The 24,273-nt window shown below is 64.4% G+C and carries 25 protein-coding genes and 1 pseudogene; 9 read left to right on the forward strand and 17 right to left on the reverse strand.

Annotated features, from left to right (window positions below; translation table 11 throughout):
- Window positions 1–9 precede the first annotated feature (9 nt).
- Window positions 10–1,359, forward strand: coding sequence for a peptidoglycan-binding protein (locus tag AX756_RS08265; RefSeq protein ID WP_068309979.1), 1,350 nt, complete (start codon window positions 10–12; stop codon window positions 1,357–1,359).
- Between the two features lie 130 nt (window positions 1,360–1,489).
- On the opposite strand, the gene AX756_RS26035 is transcribed toward AX756_RS08265, so the two are convergent.
- On the reverse strand, window positions 1,490–1,705 hold the full coding sequence (locus AX756_RS26035) for a hypothetical protein (protein ID WP_068309980.1): 216 nt from the start codon (window positions 1,703–1,705) through the stop codon (window positions 1,490–1,492).
- 124 nt (window positions 1,706–1,829) lie between these two features.
- On the opposite strand from AX756_RS26035, the pseudogene AX756_RS26860 reads away from it, so the two are divergent.
- From AX756_RS26860 to AX756_RS08300, 6 genes and pseudogenes are all read left to right on the forward strand, one after another.
- Window positions 1,830–2,200 (forward strand): annotated as a pseudogene (locus AX756_RS26860) (allophanate hydrolase-related protein); the annotation flags it as partial.
- Between the two features lie 186 nt (window positions 2,201–2,386).
- Entirely contained in the window at window positions 2,387–2,830 is a 444-nt protein-coding gene (locus AX756_RS08280; RefSeq protein WP_231701011.1) for a hypothetical protein, read from the forward strand.
- 3 nt (window positions 2,831–2,833) lie between these two features.
- Window positions 2,834–3,472 (forward strand): MotA/TolQ/ExbB proton channel family protein, encoded by a 639-nt coding sequence (locus tag AX756_RS08285; protein WP_068309982.1) that lies wholly within the window; start codon window positions 2,834–2,836, stop codon window positions 3,470–3,472.
- A gap of 9 nt (window positions 3,473–3,481) precedes the next feature.
- A complete protein-coding gene (locus tag AX756_RS08290) occupies window positions 3,482–3,904 on the forward strand; it encodes an ExbD/TolR family protein (RefSeq protein WP_068309983.1) in 423 nt (140 codons plus the stop codon).
- Window positions 3,901–4,305, forward strand: coding sequence for an ExbD/TolR family protein (locus tag AX756_RS08295; protein WP_068309984.1), 405 nt, complete (start codon window positions 3,901–3,903; stop codon window positions 4,303–4,305). The genes AX756_RS08290 and AX756_RS08295 overlap by 4 nt, the downstream gene beginning before the upstream one ends.
- On the forward strand, window positions 4,305–6,260 hold the full coding sequence (locus AX756_RS08300) for a DUF4384 domain-containing protein (protein ID WP_068309985.1): 1,956 nt from the start codon (window positions 4,305–4,307) through the stop codon (window positions 6,258–6,260). The genes AX756_RS08295 and AX756_RS08300 overlap by 1 nt, the downstream gene beginning before the upstream one ends.
- A gap of 28 nt (window positions 6,261–6,288) precedes the next feature.
- On the opposite strand, the gene AX756_RS08305 is transcribed toward AX756_RS08300, so the two are convergent.
- Window positions 6,289–7,503 (reverse strand): PepSY-associated TM helix domain-containing protein, encoded by a 1,215-nt coding sequence (locus AX756_RS08305; RefSeq protein WP_068309986.1) that lies wholly within the window; start codon window positions 7,501–7,503, stop codon window positions 6,289–6,291.
- A gap of 279 nt (window positions 7,504–7,782) precedes the next feature.
- Here AX756_RS08305 and AX756_RS08310 point away from each other — a divergent pair, with 279 nt between their 5' ends.
- Complete coding sequence (locus AX756_RS08310) at window positions 7,783–8,847, forward strand: 3-carboxy-cis,cis-muconate cycloisomerase (RefSeq protein WP_068309987.1); 1,065 nt, start codon at window positions 7,783–7,785, stop codon at window positions 8,845–8,847.
- 31 nt (window positions 8,848–8,878) lie between these two features.
- On the opposite strand, the gene AX756_RS08315 is transcribed toward AX756_RS08310, so the two are convergent.
- The 6 genes from AX756_RS08315 to pobA form a co-directional block, all read right to left on the reverse strand.
- On the reverse strand, window positions 8,879–9,715 hold the full coding sequence (locus AX756_RS08315; RefSeq protein WP_068309988.1) for a 3-oxoadipate:acetyl-CoA acetyltransferase: 837 nt from the start codon (window positions 9,713–9,715) through the stop codon (window positions 8,879–8,881).
- A 112-nt stretch (window positions 9,716–9,827) separates the two neighbouring features.
- Complete coding sequence (gene pcaG, locus AX756_RS08320) at window positions 9,828–10,448, reverse strand: protocatechuate 3,4-dioxygenase subunit alpha (RefSeq protein ID WP_068309989.1); 621 nt, start codon at window positions 10,446–10,448, stop codon at window positions 9,828–9,830.
- 2 nt (window positions 10,449–10,450) lie between these two features.
- Complete coding sequence (pcaH, locus tag AX756_RS08325; protein ID WP_068309990.1) at window positions 10,451–11,179, reverse strand: protocatechuate 3,4-dioxygenase subunit beta; 729 nt, start codon at window positions 11,177–11,179, stop codon at window positions 10,451–10,453.
- Window positions 11,180–11,213: 34 nt separating this feature from the next.
- Entirely contained in the window at window positions 11,214–11,591 is a 378-nt protein-coding gene (pcaC, locus tag AX756_RS08330; RefSeq protein WP_068309991.1) for a 4-carboxymuconolactone decarboxylase, read from the reverse strand.
- A complete protein-coding gene (pcaD, locus tag AX756_RS08335; protein ID WP_068309992.1) occupies window positions 11,584–12,372 on the reverse strand; it encodes a 3-oxoadipate enol-lactonase in 789 nt (262 codons plus the stop codon). Before pcaD ends, pcaC begins: the two co-directional genes overlap by 8 nt.
- Complete coding sequence (gene pobA, locus AX756_RS08340) at window positions 12,372–13,541, reverse strand: 4-hydroxybenzoate 3-monooxygenase (protein WP_068309993.1); 1,170 nt, start codon at window positions 13,539–13,541, stop codon at window positions 12,372–12,374. Before pobA ends, pcaD begins: the two co-directional genes overlap by 1 nt.
- 92 nt (window positions 13,542–13,633) lie before the next feature.
- On the opposite strand from pobA, the gene pcaQ reads away from it, so the two are divergent.
- Window positions 13,634–14,548 (forward strand): pca operon transcription factor PcaQ, encoded by a 915-nt coding sequence (gene pcaQ, locus AX756_RS08345; protein ID WP_068310139.1) that lies wholly within the window; start codon window positions 13,634–13,636, stop codon window positions 14,546–14,548.
- A 23-nt stretch (window positions 14,549–14,571) separates the two neighbouring features.
- Here the strand turns inward: pcaQ and AX756_RS08350 are convergent, their stop codons facing one another.
- The 9 genes from AX756_RS08350 to AX756_RS08390 all read right to left on the reverse strand — a co-directional run bounded on the left by AX756_RS08350 (window position 14,572) and on the right by AX756_RS08390 (window position 24,084).
- Window positions 14,572–16,167 (reverse strand): acyl-CoA dehydrogenase family protein, encoded by a 1,596-nt coding sequence (locus tag AX756_RS08350; protein ID WP_068309994.1) that lies wholly within the window; start codon window positions 16,165–16,167, stop codon window positions 14,572–14,574.
- 10 nt (window positions 16,168–16,177) lie between these two features.
- Window positions 16,178–17,050 (reverse strand): amidohydrolase family protein, encoded by an 873-nt coding sequence (locus AX756_RS08355; RefSeq protein WP_068310141.1) that lies wholly within the window; start codon window positions 17,048–17,050, stop codon window positions 16,178–16,180.
- 64 nt (window positions 17,051–17,114) lie between these two features.
- Entirely contained in the window at window positions 17,115–18,932 is a 1,818-nt protein-coding gene (locus tag AX756_RS08360) for a feruloyl-CoA synthase (protein ID WP_068309995.1), read from the reverse strand.
- Between the two features lie 22 nt (window positions 18,933–18,954).
- Window positions 18,955–19,428, reverse strand: coding sequence for a MarR family winged helix-turn-helix transcriptional regulator (locus tag AX756_RS08365; RefSeq protein ID WP_068309996.1), 474 nt, complete (start codon window positions 19,426–19,428; stop codon window positions 18,955–18,957).
- Window positions 19,429–19,432: 4 nt separating this feature from the next.
- A complete protein-coding gene (locus AX756_RS08370) occupies window positions 19,433–20,200 on the reverse strand; it encodes a crotonase/enoyl-CoA hydratase family protein (RefSeq protein ID WP_068309997.1) in 768 nt (255 codons plus the stop codon).
- 10 nt (window positions 20,201–20,210) lie between these two features.
- Window positions 20,211–20,975: an SDR family NAD(P)-dependent oxidoreductase gene (locus tag AX756_RS08375; protein WP_068309998.1), complete on the reverse strand. Its 765-nt coding sequence runs from the start codon at window positions 20,973–20,975 to the stop codon at window positions 20,211–20,213.
- Window positions 20,976–21,072: 97 nt separating this feature from the next.
- Window positions 21,073–22,389, reverse strand: a complete 1,317-nt coding sequence (locus AX756_RS08380; protein ID WP_068309999.1) for a TRAP transporter large permease — start codon at window positions 22,387–22,389, stop codon at window positions 21,073–21,075.
- The gene (locus AX756_RS08385; protein WP_194247527.1) at window positions 22,386–22,973 is read right to left on the reverse strand and encodes a TRAP transporter small permease; all 588 of its coding nucleotides are present in this window, start codon (window positions 22,971–22,973) and stop codon (window positions 22,386–22,388) included. The genes AX756_RS08380 and AX756_RS08385 overlap by 4 nt, the downstream gene beginning before the upstream one ends.
- A gap of 61 nt (window positions 22,974–23,034) precedes the next feature.
- A complete protein-coding gene (locus AX756_RS08390) occupies window positions 23,035–24,084 on the reverse strand; it encodes a TRAP transporter substrate-binding protein (protein ID WP_068310000.1) in 1,050 nt (349 codons plus the stop codon).
- Between the last annotated feature and the right edge of the window lie 189 nt (window positions 24,085–24,273).

Consider the following 24,273-nt stretch of genomic DNA (forward strand, 5'->3'; position numbering starts at 1 on the left):
GGACAGAAGATGCTTACGTCCAATCGGTTTACCACTGTCGTCACGCGGACCACCGCCGACCGTCTTGCGAAAGCGCAGGCCAACAACCCGCCCATTGCCAAGCGCGAACGCGACCGCGGCGCGGTCGTCGCGGTCCAGACGGCGTTGGCCTCGCTCAACAACGGCTACATGGCCGGCAGCGAGATCGACGGCTATTTCGGCTCCCGCACCGCCGCCGCCGTCGAGGCTTTCCAGCGCGATTACGGGCTGGTGGCCGATGGCACCGTCGGCGGCCAGGTGCTCGGCCAGCTCGACCAGATCTTTGCTGGCGAAGCTGCCCGCCCGCCCCACGGCGTCAGCCTGCATATCGGTGTCGACCGGGTCGATGCCGCCCACTATGGCAGCGATCTCGCCCTGCCCTCCTGCGTCAACGATGCGCGCGAGATGGAAGGCATTGCCGAGAAGCTGGGCTATGACACCGCGGTGCTGGAGAACGACAACGCGACCTGTGCCAATGTCATCGGTTTCCTGCGCAATGCCGCGGTGAACCTGTTCGCGGGCGACGCGCTGTTTTTCACCTATTCCGGCCATGGCAGCCAGGTTCCCAACGATTCCGCCGATGACGAGCCGGATCTGCAGGACGAAACGCTGGTGCTCTATGACCGGATGCTGATCGACGACGAGATCTATGCCGCTTTGGGTGAGTTCCGCGAAGGCGTCCGGGTCCACATGGTGTTCGATTCCTGTCACTCGGCCACCGCCTTCAAGCAGATCGCCGCGCCGGACGCGATGGATATGACCGACATCATCCGCACCGAGTTCAAGAAGGATGCCGTGGCAACGGTCAAGGGCCTGTCCACGCTGAACCTGAGCAACGATCTCGACCCCGAGATGAAAAGACCCATCGCCGCCAAGTCGCTCGTAAAGGCGCTCGATGGCGATGCCCCGGAATTCGACAAGACCGCCGAGCCGAGCGACGAGGAGGCCGATGGAATTGGCGATCTCTTTGCCGATCTGGCCATCAAGACCATGACCGGGGCGCCGAAATTCGTCTCCGGCGCGCAGATCTACGACAACAAGAAGGAGGTCTACAACGCCGTCCGCACGGCGGTGGGGTCCAAGGAGCTGATCCGCCCGGCCTGTACCGTCACGGCCTTTTCCGCCGCGATGGACAACCAGACCACGCCGGCCGGCAACCCGCTGTCGCTCTTCACTTTCAATATCTCGCGTTCGTGGGATTCGGGCGCCTTCCCGGGCAGTTACACCGAGTTTCATCGCTCCGTTGTGGGCCGCTCGCGCGCCGATGCGACACCGCAGCTGACGCCAGATGGCTCGATGGGCTCGCAGGCGCGCCTGCACGAACGTCCCTTCGCCTTCTGATCCCCGGGGGCCGTTCCACCGTCCTCCCTGTCGCAACGGCCCCTTTCCCTGCGGCGCGTGTCCCCCGGCACGCGCCGCATTTTCTTGGCCTGCCTGTCGGTAGGCGCCGGGCAGATCAGCGCATGTCGTATCATTCCGACAGCGCCTTGATCACCTGTTCGGCCATCGCGGCTATGTCGCCGTGAAAGGCGGCGCGCAGGACTGCCCCTATACCCACATCACCGACCTCGCCGCCGGCCGCTACCGGCTGCCATGGGAAGACGAGGTCAAGGTGACCGACGGCACCGGCGCGGGCTTCGACGCGCCCACGCGGGCTTTTGGCGAACGCACGAAGGAGGCCTGACATGGCAACGATTTCCTCCGATCTCTATCCCTGGCCTCATAATGGCGACCTGCGGCCCGAGAACACCGCGCTGATCGTCATTGACATGCAGATCGATTTCCGCGGGCCCGGCGTTCATGTCGACAAGATGGGCTATGACCTGACGACGACCCGCGCGCAGGGCGCCAATGTAGGCTGGACCGCGACCGTGTACGAGGTCGAGATCGCCGTCCTTGGCGCCCATATATCGCGCCTGCCGCTCAACCAAGAGTTGACGTCGCGCGGCGGACGTTTCCTGCGCAGCGGAACGACATCGGCGCGCTACCGCTTCCATGCTCTGGCCGGCGGCCCGCCCGCCCCGGCCTGATCTGTTCCGACGCCGGCAAGGCCATCGCGCTGGAGATCTGGGCGCTGCCGCCAGCCGCCTTCGGGGACTTCATCGCCTCCATCCCGTCCCCGCTCTGCATCGGGTCGATCGAGCTTGCCAACGGTGCGATGGTGAAGGGTTTCCTTGTGGAGCCCGCCGGGCTGGTGGGCGCCAGCGAGATCACCGAGCTGGGCGGCTGGCGCGCCTATCTCGACAGTCAGAAAAGCAAGGGCCACATACCGGGGCCGACTGCTCGGCCCCGGCTCCGTTCCGATTTGACGCTTGACCTGATGCCCCGGTTTCCTTCTTTCTTGGACCAGGAGAAAGGGTGGCCGGAAATGACATCGCAATTCCTTAAATCTATTCGTTTGACAATTCCCTGCCTTCTGCTCGGATTGCTCGCCCCCGTTGGCGCTGTCGAAGCGCAGCAGGGACGGCTCGGAGTGGAGTTGAACAAGTTCGAACCGGCGGAGAGCGGCGGTTGCCGTACCTTCTTCCTGTTCCGCAACCAGGCCGGAATGACGCTTGAAGCCTTCGAGATGTCGTTGGCCGTGCTGGATAAAAGAGGCGTTATCGACCAGCTTCTGAGCATCGACGCGGCGCCGCTGCCGATTGCGCGCACGACGCTGAAGTTGTTCGAGATCCCCGACATCGCCTGCGACAACATCTCGGAGATCCTGCTGCACGAGATGACGGCCTGCACGCCGCAGAACGCCGAGCCGATGGACTGCTTCGAGATCATGGACCTGTCGTCGAAGGCGTCGGCCGGCTTCGTGAAGTAAGCCATGGAACAGATGGTATCGACGCTCACGCGCGGCGGCCCCGTCATCGGGGTGCTCGCGGTGCTGTCGCTGATTTCCGTGACCCTGATCGTCGTCAAGCTGCTGGACATGCGCGGCGCGCTTGGCGGGCAATCGGGCCGCGATGCTGCTTATGACGCGTGGCGAAAAGGCGACCGTAGCTCCGCGCTCAAAGCGGTCGAGGCCGGGAAGTCGCCTCTGGACCGGATCCTGAGCGCAGCCATGAGCGGCCTCATTGCCGGCCGCCGCCGTTCCGCGCTCACCGAGGAGCTTGAATGGCGCGGCAATCTGGAGCTGGACCGGCTCTCGCGCCACATTCGCACGCTGGAGTTGGTCGGCATGATCAGCCCACTGCTCGGGTTGCTGGGAACGGTGTTGGGCATGATCGCGGCCTTTCAGGAGCTTGCACTTGCCGAAGGTGCGGCCAATGCCTCGCTGCTCGCGGGCGGCATCTGGCAGGCGCTGCTGACTACCGCTGCGGGGCTCGTCGTGGCCATTCCGTCGGCCGTTTCGGCCAGCCTGCTGGGCACGCGGGTCGACCGCATCGGCGTTGCCATGGAAACGGCCGTGGGCCGGCTGATGACGCTGGAAGACGCCGACGGAGAAGCCACCGAGGAGGCATAGGGGGGCGCCATGAAACTGCGACAGGCCAACTCCGACAACGCCCCGATCCCGCTCGTGCCGATGATCGATGTGCTGATGATCATGCTCGTCTTCTTCATGGTCACGTCGAGCTATCTGAACCTGCGGATGATCCCCTTCACGCAAAGCGAGGCGGCCAGCCCGTCAGCCCCGGCCATAGCGGCGGCGGGACCGTCCGACACGGTGCTTCTGCGGCTCGATTCCGACGGCACGGTGCGCCTGCACGGGGCTCCGGTAGAGCGCGGACAGCTGGTCGAGATGCTGCGGCAACGGCTCACGACAATGCCAAATCTCAATGTTGTCCTGCTGCCGTCGGGACATGCGAGCGCGCAGGAACTCGTCTCCCTGCTCGACGCGACCACGGCGGCGGGTGTCACCCGGATGCGCCTCGTGCGGCTGGAGACAGCGCGATGAACCTTGCCCGCCGCAAACGTCGCCAGCACCCCGAGCCGATCATCGCGCTGATCGATGTCGTGTTCTTCCTGCTGGTCTTCTCGATGCTGGTCGGGCGGATGGATGCCACGGCGCCGTTCCGGGTCATGCCAGCGAGTTCGGAGTCTGGCGCGACAATGCCGGGTGGGGGCGAAACCGTGGCGATCTCGCAAGACGGTACGCTGGCGCTGAACGGGCGGGAAATCGGCGAGGAGGAGCTTCTCTCCGCGCTGGCAACCGTCCTGACCCGGATGCCCGACCGGCTGATCCGCATCAACGCGCATCGCGGCGCGGAGCTGCGCCTGTATCTACCGCTGGTCGCGGAAATCGAAGGGCTCGGCGCAAAGGACATCGTGCTCGTCGTGACGCCGGAAGGGCCGTGATGGCGCGGCCGGCCAAATGGGCGCTGGCTTGCGTGGCCTCGGTCGCGCTGCATGCCGCTGCGTTGACCGTGCTGGCCGTAATGATGCAACCGCGGCCAACGCCGCAGCAGAAGCCCGTTTCAACCGAGCTGAGCCTCGCCGCGGAAACCGTCCGCCATTCCCGTCCCGATGCGCAACAGGCCGACGCGCGCCCCCTGCCCGGCCAGCAAGGCACGGCGACGCCGCTTGCACAGGACGCGCCTCGGCGCACATCCGCCGCGACGGTGACACCACCGACGACGACACTCGCCGGGGCGGTGGCTGTGGGCTCCGCGCTCTCCGCCACCGCCCCCGCGCCCGAGACGGCCGCGCCGCGCCCGGCCAGCGGCGCCACAGTGGCCCAGCTTGCGCCCGACACGACCCCGGTGACGCAAAGCGCGCGGCCGGCGCAAGCCGCGCAGGCGGTCGCGGCCCGTCCGGACACCGCCATGGCGGAGCTGCAACCGGCAATAGGACGGGCCCCGGCCGCGCGTCCCGATACGACGGCACTTGCCAGCGACAACGCCGAGCCGACGCCCGTCAAACCGGATCGCCCCGACACCGCGCGCCTCGCCGCGCAACTGGCCGAAGCGAATTCGATGCCGGCAGAGCCCGCAGACGCCACGGCGACCCAAACCCTTCGCCCCGACAGGAAGCCCGTCGAACAGACACCGGCGGATGTCAGCGACGCACCCGTGGTTCTGGCCAGCTTTGCCGCCGCAGCGCCCATCAAGGCCAGTGCACAGGCGATCCGCCCGAATCCGGACAAGATCGAGACGGCGCCGATCGTGCTTGCAAGCCTGCCGGAAACGCCTCCGCTCTCCACGTTGCCCACGCCGCAAGGCGCGCGCCCCGCACCCGTCGCGATGGACAGCCTTGCCCAAGCAGCGCCAGTCGATGCCAGCGCACAAGCGATCCGAACGGATCCCGACAGCATCGAGAACGCGCCAGTCCTGCTTGCCAGCCTGCCCGAAACGCCCAGCCTGTCCACGCTGTCGACACCGCAAGGTCCACCCTCCGCGTCGGTCGCGCCGGACATTCCCGTGGGCCGCCAAAGCCGCCCCGACGCCGCTCTCCTGCCCGATACCCCCACCGCCGAGGCCGCCACGCGGATGTCGGCCTCGCTGGCTTGGGCCGTGGGCGATATCAGCGTCGCCGATCCGGTCTCGGTCGCGGCGATCCAGGCATTCATGCAACCATCCGACCCCACTGGCTCCGAGGACTCGCCCGTGCGCGACGGGCTGGCCGCGCTGCTCACCGGCATTCCCTGCGCGCGGCTGCAAACGGAATTCGACGCCGAGACCGGCAAGTTGGAGTTGCGTGGCCACGTACCGGAAGACGCGCTGCGAACACCGCTTCTGACCGCAATCCAGGCGCATATCGGCACCGATATCCCGGTGACAGACGCCTTGCAGATCCTGCCCCGCCCGCAATGCGGCGCGCTCACGGGCATTGCCAACCTGGGCCTGCCGCAATCGGATGACCAACGCACGAACCCGCGCATTGTCGGCCCCAATGCCTTCGTGCGCGAGTTCCGCTTTCAGGAGGGCGACCGCCTCAGGCTCGACCTGACGGCGCCCGATTACGACGCCTACGTCTATATCGACTATTTCGATGCCGATGGCAGCGTGCTGCATCTGCAACCCAACGAGATCGTGCCGCTGGAAAAATCACCGGCCAAGACGGCCTTGTTATCGGGGGTCGAGAACGACGGAAGACCGGCGCTGAACCTGACCATCGCGCCGCCCTTCGGCCAGGAAATCGTGGTCGCCTTTGCCTCCTCGGCGCCCCTCTACGACGGGCTGCGCCCATTGGTGGAACCGTCGGAGGCCTATATCGCCTTCCTTTCGGAACGCGTCGAACAGGTCCGGCAGGACACGCCGGGCTTCAAGGGCGAATGGGTCTATTTCTTCATCGCCACCGCGCCCGCCCAGTAATGGCGCGCGCGTCAGCGGCGAGGCGCTCTTATGTCACCGCCTTGCGGCGCCGGAACAGCGGCTGGATCAGGCGGCGATAGCTAAGCGCGAGCCCGGTATAGACCATGAAGACACTTGCCAGCGAGGCGAGCCCTGCAATGGTTTGCCCGATCACGCCATAGACCTCGCCGGTATGCACGAAACGCAGCCACATCCGGGCCTGCGCGCCCGGCGAACGGTCCGCAAGGCCGGCGGTCTTCACGACCTCGCCGGTTTCCAGCGACACAGTGAGCGTCTCCTGCCGGGAAAGCTGTTTGCCCGTGCCGGTATCGACAATCGCCGTAGTCTCGGTCGCGCCGGCATGCTTCGGCAGATCCAGCGTAATCCGGTTCCAGTCGGGGTCATACGCCTCGGCCGTCTCCAGCACCGCCTGCAAGGCCAGGCTTCCGGGGGCAAGCGCGAGCGCCCCGCCCTCGGACTCGTGGTCCTCATGTCCGCCGCCTCCGCCGAGACGCCCCATACCCAGTCCGCGACCGCCGCCCTTGCCCTGACCCTGACCCTGACCGCCCGAAGCGCCGCGCATCGCCGGTTGTTCGCCATAGGCGGCGAAGACGAGGTTGGACGCCCAGTCATAGGAGATCACCACGCCGGACAGGATGATCAGGAAAAGCGGAATGGCCGCCCAGAAGCCAAAGACATGATGCCAGGCGAAATCGCGGGCCTTGGCATTCGGATAGCTTCGCCGGAACAGCATCTTCGTCTTGAGCATGCCCCATTTCCAGATCCTCGGCAGCCAGAGGTAAGCCCCCGAAAGCAGAAGGAAGCCGAAGAAGAGATTGGCCGCGCCGACCAGCGCCGCGCCGGTCTCGCTGCGCCCGGAGAAAGAAAGCCAGCGGTGCAGCGAGGTGACCGTAGCAAAGAACTCCTGCGTTGCCGTCTTGTTGGATGCGAGCAGTTCCCCAGTATAGGGATCGAGAAAGGCCTTGTCGCTGCGCCCACTGGCGGCAATGACCGCCGCTTGCGCGTCATTCTCGAAAATAAGCGCGGAAGCGGCGCCGCCGGTCTCGATCAGGGCGGCTTCGGCGAGCCTGTCGGCAGGCAACGGCTCTCCTGCGGCGCTCACATTCAGGCCGCTTTCCGCCCATCGGGTGATTTGAACCTCGTAGGTAAGCAGCACGCCGGTAATAGCGAGCATCAGGATCACGAGACCGGCGCCGATGCCGGCAACGAGATGGCTCCAGAACAGGATCTTGCGAAATGACATGGCATGTCCTCGTTATAAACGGCCGTTGTCCGTTGAACGCGCATCGAAACTACTTCCGTCGCGACCAGACAAAATAACTGCGCCCTTGCCAGACCTGCCAGACTCACCGCGAACCGGTCGCCGTTTCGCACAAACGCAAGTAACCGCCGCAAGATTTCATGCAAATCCCGGGCTCGGCGCTTGACCTGCCCCGCGCCACGCGGGTTTGATACGCGCCAGGGACCGTTGGCGCATGAGGCGTTGGGTCATTTCCTTTCCAGGCAGGTTGCCCGAGACCCCATGAACCCGCTCACCCACGAACCCCACATGTTTGGCCCCCTCTTCACCGATGAGACGATATCGGCGGCGTTTTCCTCGGCCCGCTTCCTGTCCCATTTTTCCGCCTTCGAGCGGGCGCTGGCGCAAGCGCTTGGCGAGGCCCGCGTGGTGTCACCCAAGGTCTCGGCAGCCGCCGTCGCCGCCATCGACAGCTTTGTCCCGGATCTCGAAGCGATCCGCGCCAAGGTGCTGACCGACGGCGTGCCCGCGCCCGAATATGCCCGCCAACTCAAGGCCCATGCCGGCCCCGACTGCCTCGCCGCGATCCATGCCGGCGCCACCAGCCAGGACCTTGTCGACACCGCGACCGTCTTGGCCCTGCGGGAGGTCACCGAGGAACTTGGCCAACGGCTGCACGCAACCCTCGCGGCGCTGGACAAGCTGGACAGCACGTTCGGCAAGGTGGAGATGATGGGCCGCACCCGCATGCAGGCCGCGCTGCCGATCACGGTCTCCGACCGCATTGCCGGCTGGAAGATGCCGCTTGCCACGCATCTGGAACGGCTGGAGGAGATCCGCCCCCGGATAGAACAGCTGCAATTCGGCGGCGCGGTCGGCAACCGCGCGGCCACCGGCACGGCGCAGGAAGCGGTCGCGGCACATATGGCCGGGGCGCTTGGCCTGAACAACCCGCCCCGCGCCTGGCACGCGATGCGCGACGGCATGGCCGAATATGCCGGCTGGCTGTCGCTGGTGACGGGCACATTGGGCAAGATGGGGCAGGATCTCTGCCTCATGGCCCAGCAGGGCGTGGACGAACTACGCCTCTCGAGCGGAGGGTCGAGTTCCGCCATGCCGCACAAGCAGAACCCCGTTCTGGCCGAAATGCTGGTGACGCTGGCGCGCTACAACGCCGTGCAGCTTGGCGGTATGCACCAGGCGCTGCTGCACGAACAGGAACGCTCCGGCGCCGCCTGGACGCTGGAATGGATGATCCTGCCCGCCATGGCCGGTGCGACCGGCAAGGCTTTGCTGTTGGCGCAGGATCTGCTTGGAAAGATAGAGCGGTTGGGTCCGGCCCGATAGGCACCAGTCCCATTAGCAAATAGCGCTGCGTTCAGACGCCTGCAGGTCTCAGCCCAAGGATCTCGCGCGCCTGTGCCGGCGTCGCCACGGGGCGCTCGTATTTCTCGCAAAGCTCCGCTGCCCGTTGGATAAGGGCGGCATTGGAGGGAGCCAACCGGTCGCGGTCAAGCCGGACATTGTCCTCCAGCCCAGCCCGGGTATGACCACCCGCGGCAATCGCCCATTCATTGACCGTAAGTTGCGCCGCGCCAATCCCGGCGGCACACCATTCCCCCTCCGGCGCGCGCGTCTTCATCACGTGCACGTAGAAATCGAAGACCTCCCGGTCCACCGGCATGGCGTTCTTCACCCCCATGACGAACTGGACATAGAGCTTGCCAAATAGCTCCCCCGCCCGATGCATGCGGATCGCCTGCAGGAGATGGCTCAGGTCGAACGCCTCCACCTCCGGGGTGATCTCGTAGCTGCGCATCTCCCCGGCCAGCCACGCCACCAAATCGGGTGGGTTCTCGTAAACACGGGTCGGGAAGTTGTTCGAGCCCACCGAAAGCGATGCCATGTCCGGCCGCAGCGAAAGCATGCCGCCACGCGCCTGCCCCGCCCCGGATCGCCCGCCGGTGGAGAATTGCACGATCACGCCGGGGCAATGCGCCTCCAACCCTTCCTTGAGACGGGCAAATTTCTCCGGATCGCTGGAGGGCGTCTCATCCTCATTACGCACATGGGCGTGAATGATCGACGCGCCCGCCTCGAACGCCTCGTGGCTGCTTTCGACCTGCTCGGCAATCGTAATCGGCACCGCCGGGTTGTTGGCCTTCGTCGGCAACGATCCGGTGATGGCACAACACAGGATACAGGGCCTGCTCATGTCGAAATCCTCATTTGGGGGCGCAGGAACGCCCCCCACGCCTCATCTGTTCAAAAATATCCTGGGGGGAGCGCTCGCCAGAGCGCGGGGGGCAAAGCCCCCCTGGCAAACATCAGATATCGAAGAAGACCGTCTCGTCCTCGCCCTGAATCTTGATGTCGAAACGATAGACGATCTGCCCGTCCCTCTCACCACGCTTGGCGATGAGCGTCGCCCGGCGGCGCTCCCATTCGATCAGGTTGATCACCGGATCGGCGGCATTGGCCTCCGCCTCGTCCTCGAAATAGACCCGGGTGTTCAGCCCGATATTGATGCCGCGCGCGACGATCCACAGATTGATATGCGGCGCCATCATCTTGCCGTTCCGTCCCATCACCGGGCCGGGCTTCACGGTCTCGAAACCCCATTCGCCGGTCTCGAAATCGGTGATCACGCGGCCCCAGCCACGAAACCCCTCCTCGACTGCGCCCGAATGTTCCGAATGGGCGTAGTTGCCGTCGGCATTGGCCTGCCAGGCCTCCAGCATGACATCCTTGATCGGCGAGCCGATGCCGTCGATGACGATGCCTTCCACGCGAATGCGCTCGCCCTTGGCATTTGGCCCGGCAATGTCCCACCCCAGTTCCTTGTCGTAAATCTCGAACCCGGCGGCACCGGGCGCGAGCCCGATATGGACGTAAGGCCCAGCCGTCTGGGAGGGCGTTTCCTTCAGATAATCAAGCTTCTGCACCATGATCAGTTCCCCTCCAGACGGTTCTCGAACAGCGTCGAGCGACGCCCGCGCAGAACGATGTCGAACTTGTAGGCCATCGTGTCGAGCGGGATGGTCGCGTTCATGTCGAGCGCGGCGACCAGTTGCCCGCGTGCGGCTTGATCCGGGATCGTGTTCACGATCGGGCATTTCGCGATCAGCGGGTCGCCCTCGAAATAGCACTGGGTGATGAGCCGCTGGCTGAAGGAAGTGCCGAAGATCGACAGGTGGATATGCGCCGGACGCCAGTTATTGACCCAGTTGCGCCATGGATAGGCGCCGGGCTTGACCGTGCGGAAGAAGTAATAGCCGTCCTGGTCGGTCAACACCCGCCCGCAACCGCCGAAATTCGGGTCGATCGGGGCGAGATAGGTGTCTTTCTTGTGCCGGTAGCGACCGCCGGCATTGGCCTGCCAGGCCTCGACCAGCGTGTTCGGCACCGGCCGACCATTTTCGTCCAGAACCCGGCCATGCACGATGATCCGCTCGCCGATGGCGGCCTCGCCCGGCTGGGCGTAGTTGTGGATCATGTCGTTGTCGATCGGGTCGATATCGTTGTGGCCAAAGGTCGGCCCGGTGATCTCGCTGGCCGATTGCTGAAGGCTCAGCAACGAGTATTCCGGCGAGCGGGTAACGGATGTCTTGTAGTCGGGCGTCTTCGCGGGCGGGTGCCATTCGCGGTCGCGCTGGTAGAATTCTCCTGGCTGTCTCATCTGCTATCTCCTCCCCGAGCCGGAAATCTTCGGCTCACTCCCTGTCCATCTCTGCATAAGTCTGCTTGGCGAGCTTGATCGCATGGTTGGCACGCGGCACACCGCAATAGATCGCCACGTGCTGGAAGGCCTCCAGCACGTCCTGCTTGCTGGCGCCCGTTCGGACCGTGGCACGGATATGCATCGGGATCTCCTCGAAATTCCCTGTCGCCGCCAAAAGCGCCAGCGTCAGCATCGACCGCTCCCGCAGGCTTATCTTGTCATTCGCCCAGACCGTGCCCCAGGCGCCCTCGGTGATCAACTCCTGGAACGGCGCGTCGAATTCCGATTTGTTGGCTTCCGCCCGGTCTACATGCTCATCGCCCAGCACCTTGCGGCGGACGGACATGCCGGCGTCGTATCGTTCAGACATGTCCGGTCTCCTTCAGGAATTCAGCAAGCAATCTGGCATAGGTTTCGGGGTCTTCGACACAGGGCAGATGGCCGGCGTCGGGAATGGTTTCCATCCGCGCCCCGACAATGGACCGGATCGTCGCCGCCGTGTTTTCGGGCGGGCAGGCCCCGTCGCGCGCACCGCTGATCCCGAGAACGGGCAGCGTCAACGCGGCGGTGCTCTCGGTCAGATCAGCCGCGGAAATGGCGGCGCAACAGCCCAGATACCCCTCCTGCGGCAGGCGGATCATCATGTTCTTCCACGCCGCCACTTCCGGGCGTTTCCGGAAGGCAGGGCCGAACCAGCGGTCCATCACTGCTTCGGCGATGGACTCCAGCCCGCCCGCGCGGATCGCCTCCATGCGGGCCTGCCACATCTCGGGCTCGCCCATGCGCGCGGCCGTGTTGGAAAGCACTGCCGCCCGGATCAGATCCGGCCGCCTTGCGCTGAGCCCCTGCCCGATCAGCCCGCCGATGGAGAGCCCGACGAAGACGCAATCGCGAATGTCGAGCGCCTCCAGCAGCGCCTCGGCATCGGCAACCAGATCGTCCAGCGCGTAGGGACCTTTAGGGCAATCCGACAGGCCGTGGCCACGCTTGTCATAGCGGATGATCCGCAGTCCCGCCGGCAGAAGCGGCAGGATTGCATCCCAGAGCCGCAAATCCGTGCCGAGCGAATTGGAGAAGACGACCGGCCTGCCGGCGCGGTCCCCATCCTCGCGCACATGCAGCGCGACGCCATTTGCCTCGATCATCCGCATCAATAGGGCAGCCCGACATAGTTCTGGGCAAAGACCTTCTGCGCAGCGCTGCTGTCGCGCAGGAAGGCAATCTCGGCCTGTTGCATCTTCAGGTCGAACTCGGACTGGTCGGGATAGCGGTGCAGCAGATTGGTCGTCGCCCAGCTGAAGCGTTCCGCCTTCCAGATCCGCGCCAGCGCCTTCTCCGAATAGCGATCGATCCCCTCCGCATCGCCTTCCTCGTAGAACTGGACCAGCCCGTGATCGAGGTAATGGATATCGGACGCCGCGGTGTTCAGCCCCTTGGCCCCGGTCGGCGGCACGATATGGGCTGCGTCGCCGCACAGGAACAACCGTCCCCACCGCATCGGCTCGGTCACGAAGCTCCTGAGTGGCGCGATGCTTTTCTCGATCGACGGGCCGGTGACCAGCGCCTCGGCATGACGGGCCGGGATGCGGCGCTTGAGTTCTTCCCAGAAATTCTCGTCGCTCCAATCCTCCGGGCTGTCGGAGAGCGAACACTGGATGTAGTAGCGGCTGAGATTGGCATTGCGCATCGAGCAGAGCGCGAAGCCGCGCTCTGACCAGGAATAGATCAGCTCGTCATGCACGGGCGGGGTTTCGGACAGGATACCGAGCCAGCCAAAGGGATAGACCTTCTCGTATTCGCGGCGCACGGTGAGCGGAATGGTCTGCCGGCTGACACCGTGGAAGCCGTCGCAGCCGGCGACGTAATCGCAATCCAACCGCTGTTCGACACCATCCACCGTGTAGGTGACAAAGGGCGCGTCGCTATCGGCATCATTGATCACGACATTCTCGACATTGAAGACAAGCTTGCCGCCCTCAGCCTCCCGCGCGTCATAGAGGTCCCGCGTCAGCTCCGTCTGGCCGTAGACGACGACATCGGTGCCGGTATGTTCGCGGAAATTGATGCCGAACTCCTCGTCGCCATAAGCGATGACCGTCCCCTCATGGGTAAAGCTCTCCGCATCCATCCGCGCGCCAACGCCGGCCTCGCGCATCAGCTCGACAAAACCGCTCTCAAGGATACCGGCACGGATGCGGCCCAGCACGTAGTCGCGCGTTTTCCGCTCCAGAACCACGGTATCGATCCCGCGACGGTGCAGAAGCTGGGACAGAAGTAGCCCCGACGGGCCGCCGCCAATGATCGCCACTTGTGTTCGCATGTCTTGTCCTCCCGTTCCCAAATTGAATTGTTGATCTTCCAAAGTAAAATGAGATAATTGACCTCTTTGTTGCCAAATTTGGTATGAAACTCATGATCGACCGCCGTATCAAGTTCCGCCACATCCAGTGTTTCGTGGAGATCGTGCGCCAACGGAGCATGAAGAACGCCGCCGAGCGGCTGTTCCTGACCCAGCCGGCGATCTCCAAGACGCTCAAGGAGTTGGAGGAAATCATCGGCTGCGATCTGTTGGTGCGGAACCGGGGCGGAATCTCGTTGACCCGGCAGGGCGAAATTTTCCTGCATTTCGCCGAGATGAGCCTGGCCGCGCTGCAACAGGGCTTGGACGGCGTCGAGCAGATCGGGCTTGGCGGCAAGGTCACGCTGGCGGTTGGCGCGCTGCCCAGCGTCGCGGCCCGGCTGATGCCGGAGGTGGCGCAGGAATTCTCCGAGCTTGCCCCCGAGGTCACCCTGCGCATCACGGACGGGCCGCATGGATACCTGATCGACCTGCTGCGCCACGGCCAGCTGGACCTTGTGATCGGCCGATTGGGTCAGCCGGAGACGATGAAGGGGATCACCTTTACCCAGCTCTACAACGAGTATGTCGAATTCGTCGTACGCGCCGGCCACCCGCTGTTGGACGATCCCGACATGCACCGCATCGGCGAGTGGACCGTGATCTTCCCCCCCGAAGGCTCCGCCATCCGCCCGCTGGTGGAGCGGGTCCTCATCGCGCATGGGATCGGCGAGATCCCCCACAAGATAGAGAGCGTCTCGGGCGCCTTTGGCCGCAATTTCGTACGGATGACGGACGCGATCTGGATCATCTCCTCAGGCGTTGCAGCCAAGGAGATCGCGGACGGCACGCTGATCCGCCTGCCTTTCGACAACGCCATCACCTCCGGCCCGGTCGGCCTCATGACCCGCCCCGACAGCCAGCCCTCGCCCGCCGGCGAGATTTTCCGCATGGCTGTCGATACCGTTCTGGGCAAGCTGTCCGAATAGCGCGGACGGGCCGCTTGCCGGGATCATCCGGCCAGCCGCACCATCGCCGCGTGGTAGTCCGCGCGCGCCCTTCCCGCCGCGACAGCCGTCGCGGCCACACGCCGGATGCGCTCCGGGTCCGGATGCGCATCGGCCGCGCGCAGCATGCGCTGCCAGAGGCATTGCAGCAGCACCTCCGCGCTCAGCCCGGTGAAATCATGTGCAGCGGGTGTCGGGTCCGGCCGGTCGCGCAGGTCCTTGCGCATCTGTTTCCAGAGCGCGACGGAGGCAGTACAGCTTTCATCTCCCGAAACCCCTGCCTCCGCCACCAGGAAGGCTTCCAGCGCATCGCCCCAACGCCCCGGTAGCAGGCGCGTCACAAGTGCCCGTTCGTGGATCCCGTTCGCGCCCTCGTAGATCGCGGTGATGCGGGCATCGCGATAGGTTTGCTCGACGCGATATTCCTGCAGGTAGCCATAGCCACCGAGGATCTGAATGCCGAGTTCGGCGGCCTCCATGCCGGCTTCGGTGCAATAGACCTTGGCGATCGGCGTCAGCGCCTCGACGAGATCCGGCTGGTCGCCGCGTTCCAGCGCCACGGCCGCCAGATGGGCGAGCGCGCGGCCACCGAGCGCCAGCGCATCCATCCGGCCAAGTATCCGCTGCACATCGGCATGGGCATCGAGCGTGGCGGGCGCGCCGTCCGAGCCGCGCCCCTGCACCCGCTCGGCGGCATAGCTGCGCGCGATGTCGGTCGCCCGCGCTGCATGGGCCACGCCCTGCAGGGCCACATCGGCGCGGGCGTGGTTCATCATGGTGAACATCGCCGCCAGCCCCTGCCCTTCCTGCCCGATCAGCTCCGCTTCGGCACCGTCAAAGGCCAGTTGGCAGGTCGGCGAGGCATGCAGCCCCATCTTCTCCTCGATCCGGGTCACCGAAACCGCGTTGCGGCTCCCATCGGCACGGGTGCAGGGACACACGAACAGCGACAGCCCCTTGATGCCGTCATCGGAGGTGCGCGCCAGCACGAGGTGCAGGATCCGCGCGCTCATGTTCTGATCGCCACCCGAGATGAAGATCTTCTCGCCGTCGATCCGCCATCCGTCACCATCCCGCGCGGCCCGGCAACGAATGCACGAGAGATCCGAGCCCGCGCCGGATTCCGTCAGGCACATCGTGGCCAGCGTCTCGCCAGAAGCAAGCGGCGGGATATGGGCGGCTTTCTGCGCCTCGGAGCCGAAATGCACGATCGTGCGGATCGCGCCCGGCACCAGCCCGGTGATCATCTGAAGCGAATGGTTGGCGCCGGTGAAGATCTCCGATGTGACCGAGAGAAGCGTAGAATCCAGCCCCTGCCCGCCAAACTCTTCCGGCGCGGTCAACCCCTGCCAGCCCTGCTCGGCATAAGAGTGATAAAGCTCGGCAAACCCGTCCGGCATCACCACCCGGCCCGCTTCCAGCCGGCATCCCTGCTGGTCGCCGGGCTCGTCGAGCGGGGCGATCTCGGCCTCCGCGAAGCTGGCGAAATGGCCGGCGATCTCCTGCGTCAGCTCCGCCTCGAATTCGGGCAACTCGTTCGCCCCGGCCACGTGGGTCAGGGTGAAGAGGATGTCGTCCAATGGTGCCTGAAACGGTTTCATCGCAGCCCCCTTACGACAGTCCGAGCAAGCGCGCAGCATTGCCCTTGATAATATCGGGGCGCAGCTCGTCCTTGATCGCGATCTTCTCGAAATCGGCCAGCCAGCGCTCCGGCGTGATCATCGGCCAATCGGAACCGAACAGGACCTTCTTGCGCAGGATCGAGTTGCAGTATTTGACGAGGATCTCGGGGAAGTATTTCGGCGACCAGCCCGAGAGGTCGATATAGACATTCGGCTTGTGCTGGGCGACGGCCAGAGCCTCCTCCTGCCAGGGGAAGGAGGGATGGGCGAGGATGATCTTCATGTCGGGGAAATCGACCGCGACATCGTCCATGTACATCGGGTTGGAGTATTTCAGCCGCATCCCGTTGCCACCGCGCATACCGGAGCCGACGCCGGTCTGGCCGGTGTGGAAGAGCGCGATACCCCCCTCCTCGGCGATGGCCTCGTAGAGCTCGTAGGCCATGCGGTCATTGGGATAGAAACCCTGCATCGTGGGGTGAAACTTGAACCCCTTGATGCCGAAATCCTTCATCAGGCGGCGCGCCTCGCGGGCGCCCATCTTGCCCTTGTGCGGGTCAATGGAAGCGAAGGGAATGAGCACGTCGTCATTCTCGGCGGCGAGTTCCGCCACCTCCTCATTCTTGTAACGGCGATAGCCGGTCTCGCGCTCGGCATCGACGGGGAAGATCACCGCGGCGATGTTCTGTTCACGGTAATGCGCGGCGGTCTCCGGCACCGTGGGCGGGTGGTTCCAGGGCGCGCGGAAATACTTCGCCATCGTCGCCTGCAGGTCGTCATAGCCGTCATCCGAATGGCAGCCGCAGGGTTCCTCGGCATGGGTGTGAATGTCGATCGCACGGATCTTTTTCAGGTCGACCATATGATTGTCCTCATTGGGAAATTCTATACGCATTGCGATGCTTTTCCGGTCGGGGGCGCAAGGGTCATGCCAAAGACACCGCCGGATCGGCATCGTTGTAAAGCCGCTCCAGCAGGTCCTTGCGACGGGTCAGGACTTTGCGGAAGTTCAGGTTGCCCTTGGCCGTCATCTCGCCTTCCGGCATCGAGGGTGGCTCGGAGAGCACGATGGCCCGCGAGATCAGCGTCGAGCTTCCTGAGATTTCCCGCGCCCGCTCGGCGAGGCGGCGATGGATCTCGCCCTGCAGGAGTTTGCAGGTGAGCGCGCCGCCGTCTTCATGCAACTCGAACCCTTCACGTTGAAGCTCCGCCCGGTCGGGGAAGATCATCACCCCGATCTGGTTGCGGTCGGCCCCGGTGATCACAAGATCGGAGGCCAGCGGCGCCAGATGCGCCAGCATGTCCAGCCGAAGCTGCGCTGCGCGAACCCATGTGCCGGTGAGCAGCTTGAAATCGTCCGAGATCCGGCCATCGAAGCGCATCCCCTTGTTCGGGTCGGCGGGGTCGATAAAGGCCATCGCGTCGCCGGTGATGAAGAAACCTTCCTCATCGAACGCGTCCTTCGTCTTTTCGGGGGCTTCGAAATAGCCGGTCATCACGTTCGGCCCCTTCACCCGCACCTCGCAGCGCAGATCGGTATCGGGCAAAAGCTTCACCGTCACGCCGGTCATCGGCACGCCGACAATGCCGGAGCGCTCCGTCGGCTCCATCTGCATCATGGTCGCGGGAGCGGTTTCGGTCAGCCCCCAGGACGAGGTCATCAGCGGCACCTCGCCTTTCACCTCCATCGCCATCTCCTCGAATCCGGTCCAGACATCCTGCGGCAGCGAGGCGCCGGCATAGAAGACGAGGTCCAGATCCTCGAAAAAACGCCGGCGCAGCCCGACATCCGCGCGTAGCGCGGCAAGCAGCATGCCGAAGCCCACGGGCACGTTAAAGGCGGCGGTGCCGGTCACTAGCGACAGGTTCTCCAACGTCCGTTCAAATAGCCCCTTCACCGGCTTTCCGTCGTCGATATAGAGCGAGCCGCCATTGGCCAGCATCATGTTGAAGTTATGCGAGCCGCCAAAGACGTGGTTCCAGGGCAGCCAGTCCACGATCCGTGGCGGGCGGTCGCGCAGGAAAGGCAGTGCATCGGCCAGCTGTGTCTGGTTGGTGCACATCATCCGCTGGGTGGTGAGCACGCCCTTGGGGCTGGAGGTGGAACCCGAGGTCATCAGGATCTTGCCCACCGTGTCGGGCGTGACCTGCGCATAAGCCGCGTCGAGATCGACCGATCCGTCGCCCGTCAAAAGCTCCTCGAACGGTGTCACGCCGATCACATGGCCCGGCCGGCTCGACACGATCTCCACCCCGGCCAGCGCGTCCAGACCGAGCGCTTCGACATAGAGATTGGCATCGACCACATAGGCCATTTTCGGCTTCAACAGCTCGATGGCGCCGCGCAGCCGGCCATGCGCTCCGTGGACGAGCGAATACTGCTCGGCCACCGGCGCGGTCGGCACGCCCACATATTGCGCCGCCAGCGACAGCAACCCGTGATCGATCCCGTTGCCGGACATGATCAGGATCGGCGTATCCGGACCCATCCCGCGCGCAAGAAGCGAGGTTCCGATGGCCCGCACCTTCTCCAGCACCGAAACATAGCTCTCCCGTCGCCAGCCTGCACCGTAACGCTCGGCCAGGAACACCCGGTCCGGCGCTTCGCTGGCCCAGTGATGCAACCACGCGCCTGTCTTTTCGGCCACGGGTCCGAGCAGGTAGTTCGATGTGAGCAGGATGCTTCCGTCCGCGCGGTTCTCGCGCGTCACGGAATGCGGGCGAAATCTCGTCGTCCGTTTCATCGGGGGTATCCTCCCTCTCCGGTCAGCCGCGTTGGCGGCCTTTTTCAATATGGTGCATGGCTTCGATGGCCCCGGCCCGAAGCTGCGGATCGAGCCCCGCCAGAAGCGTCTTTTCATGGGCCTCAACGGCGGCTGCGGCTTCCGCAAAGAGCCGTTTGCCAGCCGCCGTCGCCTCGAGCGAATAGGCGCGACGATCCGTCGGAACCCGGTCGCGGCTGATCAGGTCCCGCCGCACCAGTTCCTCCACGACGGTGACGAGATTGGGCCGCTCCACATCCATCGCGTCGGCCAGTTGCGACTGGCGCAGCCCTGGGTTTTCCACCACCAGCGCCAGCGCCGTGAAGGTGAGCATGCGCAGCTCGAACGGTTTCAGCGCCTGCGCCAGATCCGCCTGGATCGCATTGAAACAGCGTTTCATCCGGTAGCCGAAATAGGCACGCAGCGTGGTGTCATCCACCGTGACGGCTTCCGGCAGGTTTGTGGCGGGGTCCGGCATGGCTCTAGCGGAACTGCGGGGCGCGTTTTTCGAGGAAGGCGGCGAGCCCCTCCACCGCGTCCGGGCTGGTCTGGGTGATCGCCGCACAGAGGCTTTCGGTGAACAGGCCGTCATTGCGCGGCATGTCCTGAATCCGGGCCAACGCCTGGATCATGATGTAGTTCGACAGCGGCGCATTGGAGGCGATCTTGCGCGCCAGATCCATCGCCAGCGGCAGTGCCTCGCCCTCGCCGACGCTGTAATGGGTCAGGCCGAGCGCCAGCCCCTCCTCCGCGCTGTATTTGCGCCCCGTCAGCATCATCTCGGTCATCCGGTCCGCGCCGAGAATACGGCCAACGCCCACAGACGCTCCGCCACCGACGAAGATCCCCCGCCGCCCCTCGGGAAGCTGGAAGATGGTCGAGGGCTCCGCGATCCGCACATGCGTGGCCGAGGCCAGCTCCAGCCCGCCGCCGATCACGGCGCCGAACATGGCGGAGATAACCGGCAAACCACCGAATTGGATGCGCTGCATCACCTCGTGCCAGCCGCGCGAATGGCGCATCGTGCCCTCGGCATCGCGGGAGACATGCTCGGAGAGGTCCAGCCCGGAGCAGAAATGCCCGGCCGTGCCGGTCAGAACGACGACCTTCACCTCCTTCGGCGGATTCCGGAAAAAGCCGTCGATCGCTTCCAGAAGCGCGTCGCACATGGCGTTGCGCTTGGCGGGACGGTTCATGGTCAGGATGGCGATATCGCCGTCGATCTCGATCGTGAGCATCTGTTCGGACATGGTGCTCTCCTCAGCGCGGTGGCAGGCGCACGGCGCCGTCCAACCGGATGGTGGTTCCGTTCAGGAACGGGTTGGTGATGATCTGCTCGGCCAGCAGCGCGTATTCAGACGGCGCGCCCAGACGGTGCGGGAAGGGAATGTTGGCGGTGATCTCGTCGGTCACCTCCTTCGGCAGCCCCTCCATCATCGGGGTGTGGAACAGCCCCGGCGCGATGGCCACGACTCGGATACCGAAGCGGGCAAACTCGCGCGCCGCCGGCAGGCACATCGAGGCAACCGCGCCCTTGGAGGCGGCATAGGCGGACTGTCCCAGCTGGCCGTCCTGGTATGCCACCGAGGAGGTGTTGACGATCACGCCGCGCTCGTCATCGGCGAGCGGTTTCAGTTCCATCATCCGCTTGGCCGCGTGGCTCATGACGTAATAGGTGCCGAAGAGGTTCACCCGAAGCGTCCGCTCGAAGACATCGCCCGAGGTCTTGCCCTCGCGCCCGACGATCCGCGCCGCCGAGCCGACACCGGCACAGCTCACCGCAATGCGGGCGGCCTGGCCGAAATGTTCCGCTACCGCGCCAATGGCGCCATCCACCGCGGCCTCGTCGGAAACGTCCACCTGAACCGCAAAACCGTCGATCTCGGCGGCAACCGCTCTGGCACGCTCGTGATCGTAGTCGAGCACACCGACTTTCGCGCCTTGTTCCGCCAGGTGTCGGGCCGTCGCCGCACCGAGGCCACTGGCCGCACCGGTCACCAGCGCAACCTGTCCCTTAATCAGCATCGGCTTGCCTCCCTATCGTTATGTTGAATCATCGTTATACTTCATACCTATCTGGATGCGGATCGAACCCGCGTCAGAGGTGGGCGACTGCCCGGATTTAACCGGGCAGAAGGAAGAGTGTGATTGCGGGGAAGAGCACCAGAATGATGACGCGAACAATGTCCGAGGTCACGAACCAGAGCACCGCCTTGTAGGTGTCCTTCATAGCCGTCTGGCGGTCCATCGCGTTGATGATGAAGAGGTTCATCCCCACCGGTGGCGTGATCAGCCCGACCTCGACCACGATCAGCACGAGGATGCCGAACCAGATTGCCACATGTTCCGGGCTCATGCCGAAATCGAGCGAGCTGATGACGGGGAAGAAGATCGGGATCGTCAGCAGGATCATGCTGAGGCTGTCCATCAGGCAGCCGAAGACGAGGTAGAAGGCCAGGATCAGGATCAGGATCGTCCACGGGCTGAAGCCCTGCCCCACGACCCAGCCGGACAATTCCTGCGGCACCTGGCTCAACGCGAGGAAGGAGTTGTAGAGGCCGGCGCCGAGCACGATGAAGAAGATCATCGCGGTGCTGAGCGCCGTTTGCAGGATGGAGTCGACGAAGATCTTCCAGGTCAGGCTGCCGGAGAGCAGCGCGATAACGCCGGTTCCGGCGGCGCCAACGGCCGCGCCTTCGGTGGGGGTGAACCAGCCGAGATAGATGCCGCCGACCACGAGGCCGAAGACGAGCAGCACCGGCCAGACATCGATCAGCGCCTTGAAACGCTCGGCATAGGGGATCGGCTCACGGGTACCTGCGGCCTTGGGGTTCACGCGGACATAGATCGAGATGGTGATGATGTAGCCGATCGCGGCAAGGATGCCGGGAACGAAGGCGGCGAGGAACAACTTGGCGATGTTCTGCTCGGTCAGGATCGCGTAAATGACGAGGATGACCGAAGGCGGGATCAGGATGCCGAGCGTGCCGCCGGCGGCCAGCGTCGCGGTTGAGAAGCCGCCCGAATAGCCGTAGCGGCGCAGCTCCGGGAGGGCGACCTTGCTCATAGTGGCCGCGGTGGCCAGCGAGGAGCCGCAGATCGCGCCGAAACCCGCACAGGCGCCCACGGCGGCCATCGCGACACCGCCCTTGCGGTGCCCGAGCCAGCTTTCCGCGGCCTTGAACAGCGCCTTGGACATGCCCGAAAGCGTTGCGAACTGCCCCATCAGCAGGAACATCGGGATGATCGACAGCGAATAGCTAGAGAAGGTCGAGTAGGTCTCGCTCTTCAGCTTCGCCATGAACATGTTCGATCCGCCCATGGAGAAATAGAGCCCCCCGATCCCGCAGAGCAGCATCGCCAGCCCGATCGGCGCCCTGAGAAAGATCATCAGGAGCAGGATCGGGAAGGAAGCATATCCCAGCTCAAGCATACTCAATGGTGCGCTCCTTCGGAGTGAGGCAGGTGGCTGCGACCGGTCACGACGTCAAGGATCCGGGCAATGGCACAGTAGATTGCGACGATGGAGGCGGTGACAGCGGCCACGAAGCTCGCCGCATAGGCCCACCAGACCGGGAATTGCAGCAGGAAGGTGATCTCGCCGTTCAACATCTTGCCCTGCATCCCGGCAAAGAGCCGCCAGGTGATGAGCAGGATGATCGCGGAGAGAACGAACTCCCAGAAAACGATGAGGAATCGGTTGAACCAATGCGGGAAGCTCGCCGCGAAGATATCGACCGTCGCATGGGCGTGGTGCAATTGCGCATAGGGCAGGAAGGCGAAGATGGCGAAGGCTATACCGGCCTCCACCAGCTCGAAATCGCCCGTGATCGGACCGACGCCGGAGGCAATCAACGCATGCGCCGCGCTTTCGGACAGCGAGGTCAGAAAGGCGGAATGCCCAAACGTGTTGAGACCACGGCCCAGAACGCTCAGACAGGTCAGGATGACCAGCAATGTCAGGACAATACCGCCCAGTACCGCCATGAAACGGGCCAGGCGCTCCACGTGCTTCAGCATCATGGCAACGAACTCTCGGTTGGAGGAAGTGTCCCCGGACGGATGCGCCCGGGGACCTGCAGGATCACTTGGTGTTGGCTTCGATCAGCTCGAGCGCGCGCGCGCGCAGGCCGGTCCCGTCGAGACCGTTCTTGTCCATCTCGGCGATCCAGGTCTCCGCAACCGGAGCCGCGGCTTCTTTCCACGTGGCCACCTGGTCGGGAGAAAGCTCGATGATAGTCGCCCCCATCCCGATTGCGGCGTCACGCGGGCCGGCATCGTCCATCTGCATCTGCTTGCCGGCAAAGGCCGAGAATTCCTCGCCGGAATTGGCGTCGATGATCGCCTTGAGGTCGTCAGGCAGCGCGTCCCAGCGGTCCTTGTTCATCGCCAGCACGAAGGTCGAGGTATAGAGCGAGTCCTCGCCGAAGGTGGTGTGGTTCTCGACCAGCTCATTGATCTTCAGCGCGCCGGTCACCTCCCACGGGATCACGGTGGCGTCGATCACGCCTTTGGACAGGGCCTCGGGAACGGCCGGGATCGGCATTCCGATCGCCGTCGCGCCAAGCTCGCTGAACATCTGGTTGGTCACCCGTGTCGGCGCACGCAGTTTGACACCGTTGAGATCGTCAATCGACGCGATCGGGTTCTTGGAGTGGATCAGGCCGGGCCCGTGCACCCAAAGGCCCAGAACCTTCACATCCTTGAAGTCCTGGTCCAGCATGGTCTCCTCGGCCAGTTGCCAGAAGGAGCGCGAGGTCGCCTCGGCATTGGTCATGGTGAAGGGCAGTTCGAACACCTCGGTGCGCGGGAAACGACCGGGCGTGTAGCCGGGCAGCGTCCACACGATATCGGCCACGCCGTCAATTGCCTGATCGATCAGTTCGGGCGGCTTGCCGCCAAGCTGCATTGCCGGGAAGTGCTGGAACTCGATGCGCCCTCCGGACTCCTCCTGGATCTTTGCCATCCACGGCTCGAAGATGTTTTTCGGCACGTTCGCCTGTGCCGGCAGGAACTGGTGCAGGCGCAGCGTCACGTCTGCGGCCGATGCCTCTGTTACAGTGCTGCCGAAACCAATCGCCGTGAGGGCCGTTGCCCCGAGCAATTGCAGGATATTCCTGCGCGCTTTGATCATTGTTTCCTCCCTGATCGTTCCAACGTCCCGTCAACCTGCCCGCTCCACCGAATGGCGGTTTCTCCGCAAATTGATTATGGGTCATAACGGATAGGGCACGATCCAATACGGAAACGAACAAGTCAATTGACGATTTATCCGGTTTAGTTTTCCTTTTGAGAAAGTGAAGCGCGGCACGGCGCTTCCCGA

Source organism: Aliiruegeria sabulilitoris (genome assembly GCF_001558155.1).
Lineage (GTDB): Bacteria > Pseudomonadota > Alphaproteobacteria > Rhodobacterales > Rhodobacteraceae > Tropicimonas > Tropicimonas sabulilitoris.

Excerpts from the sequence above, each read along its gene's own strand:
- pcaD (WP_068309992.1), bottom strand. The coding sequence starts at position 12,372 with ATGCGGATGATCGAGGCAAATGGCGTCGCGCTGCATGTGCGCGAGGAT.
- AX756_RS08285 (WP_068309982.1), top strand. The coding sequence starts at position 2,834 with ATGGAACAGATGGTATCGACGCTCACGCGCGGCGGCCCCGTCATCGGG.
- AX756_RS08365 (WP_068309996.1), bottom strand. The coding sequence starts at position 19,428 with ATGCCGGACCCCGCCACAAACCTGCCGGAAGCCGTCACGGTGGATGAC.
- pcaC (WP_068309991.1), bottom strand. The coding sequence starts at position 11,591 with ATGTCTGAACGATACGACGCCGGCATGTCCGTCCGCCGCAAGGTGCTG.
- AX756_RS08305 (WP_068309986.1), bottom strand. The coding sequence starts at position 7,503 with ATGTCATTTCGCAAGATCCTGTTCTGGAGCCATCTCGTTGCCGGCATC.
- AX756_RS08355 (WP_068310141.1), bottom strand. The coding sequence starts at position 17,050 with ATGGTCGACCTGAAAAAGATCCGTGCGATCGACATTCACACCCATGCC.
- AX756_RS08280 (WP_231701011.1), top strand. The coding sequence starts at position 2,387 with ATGACATCGCAATTCCTTAAATCTATTCGTTTGACAATTCCCTGCCTT.
- AX756_RS08385 (WP_194247527.1), bottom strand. The coding sequence starts at position 22,973 with ATGATGCTGAAGCACGTGGAGCGCCTGGCCCGTTTCATGGCGGTACTG.
- pobA (WP_068309993.1), bottom strand. The coding sequence starts at position 13,541 with ATGCGAACACAAGTGGCGATCATTGGCGGCGGCCCGTCGGGGCTACTT.
- pcaH (WP_068309990.1), bottom strand. The coding sequence starts at position 11,179 with ATGAGACAGCCAGGAGAATTCTACCAGCGCGACCGCGAATGGCACCCG.
- AX756_RS26035 (WP_068309980.1), bottom strand. The coding sequence starts at position 1,705 with ATGTCAGGCCTCCTTCGTGCGTTCGCCAAAAGCCCGCGTGGGCGCGTC.
- AX756_RS08350 (WP_068309994.1), bottom strand. The coding sequence starts at position 16,167 with ATGAAACCGTTTCAGGCACCATTGGACGACATCCTCTTCACCCTGACC.
- AX756_RS08315 (WP_068309988.1), bottom strand. The coding sequence starts at position 9,715 with ATGAGCAGGCCCTGTATCCTGTGTTGTGCCATCACCGGATCGTTGCCG.
- pcaG (WP_068309989.1), bottom strand. The coding sequence starts at position 10,448 with ATGGTGCAGAAGCTTGATTATCTGAAGGAAACGCCCTCCCAGACGGCT.
- AX756_RS08290 (WP_068309983.1), top strand. The coding sequence starts at position 3,482 with ATGAAACTGCGACAGGCCAACTCCGACAACGCCCCGATCCCGCTCGTG.
- pcaQ (WP_068310139.1), top strand. The coding sequence starts at position 13,634 with ATGATCGACCGCCGTATCAAGTTCCGCCACATCCAGTGTTTCGTGGAG.
- AX756_RS08370 (WP_068309997.1), bottom strand. The coding sequence starts at position 20,200 with ATGTCCGAACAGATGCTCACGATCGAGATCGACGGCGATATCGCCATC.
- AX756_RS08310 (WP_068309987.1), top strand. The coding sequence starts at position 7,783 with ATGAACCCGCTCACCCACGAACCCCACATGTTTGGCCCCCTCTTCACC.
- AX756_RS08375 (WP_068309998.1), bottom strand. The coding sequence starts at position 20,975 with ATGCTGATTAAGGGACAGGTTGCGCTGGTGACCGGTGCGGCCAGTGGC.
- AX756_RS08390 (WP_068310000.1), bottom strand. The coding sequence starts at position 24,084 with ATGATCAAAGCGCGCAGGAATATCCTGCAATTGCTCGGGGCAACGGCC.
- AX756_RS08360 (WP_068309995.1), bottom strand. The coding sequence starts at position 18,932 with ATGAAACGGACGACGAGATTTCGCCCGCATTCCGTGACGCGCGAGAAC.
- AX756_RS08300 (WP_068309985.1), top strand. The coding sequence starts at position 4,305 with ATGGCGCGGCCGGCCAAATGGGCGCTGGCTTGCGTGGCCTCGGTCGCG.
- AX756_RS08295 (WP_068309984.1), top strand. The coding sequence starts at position 3,901 with ATGAACCTTGCCCGCCGCAAACGTCGCCAGCACCCCGAGCCGATCATC.
- AX756_RS08265 (WP_068309979.1), top strand. The coding sequence starts at position 10 with ATGCTTACGTCCAATCGGTTTACCACTGTCGTCACGCGGACCACCGCC.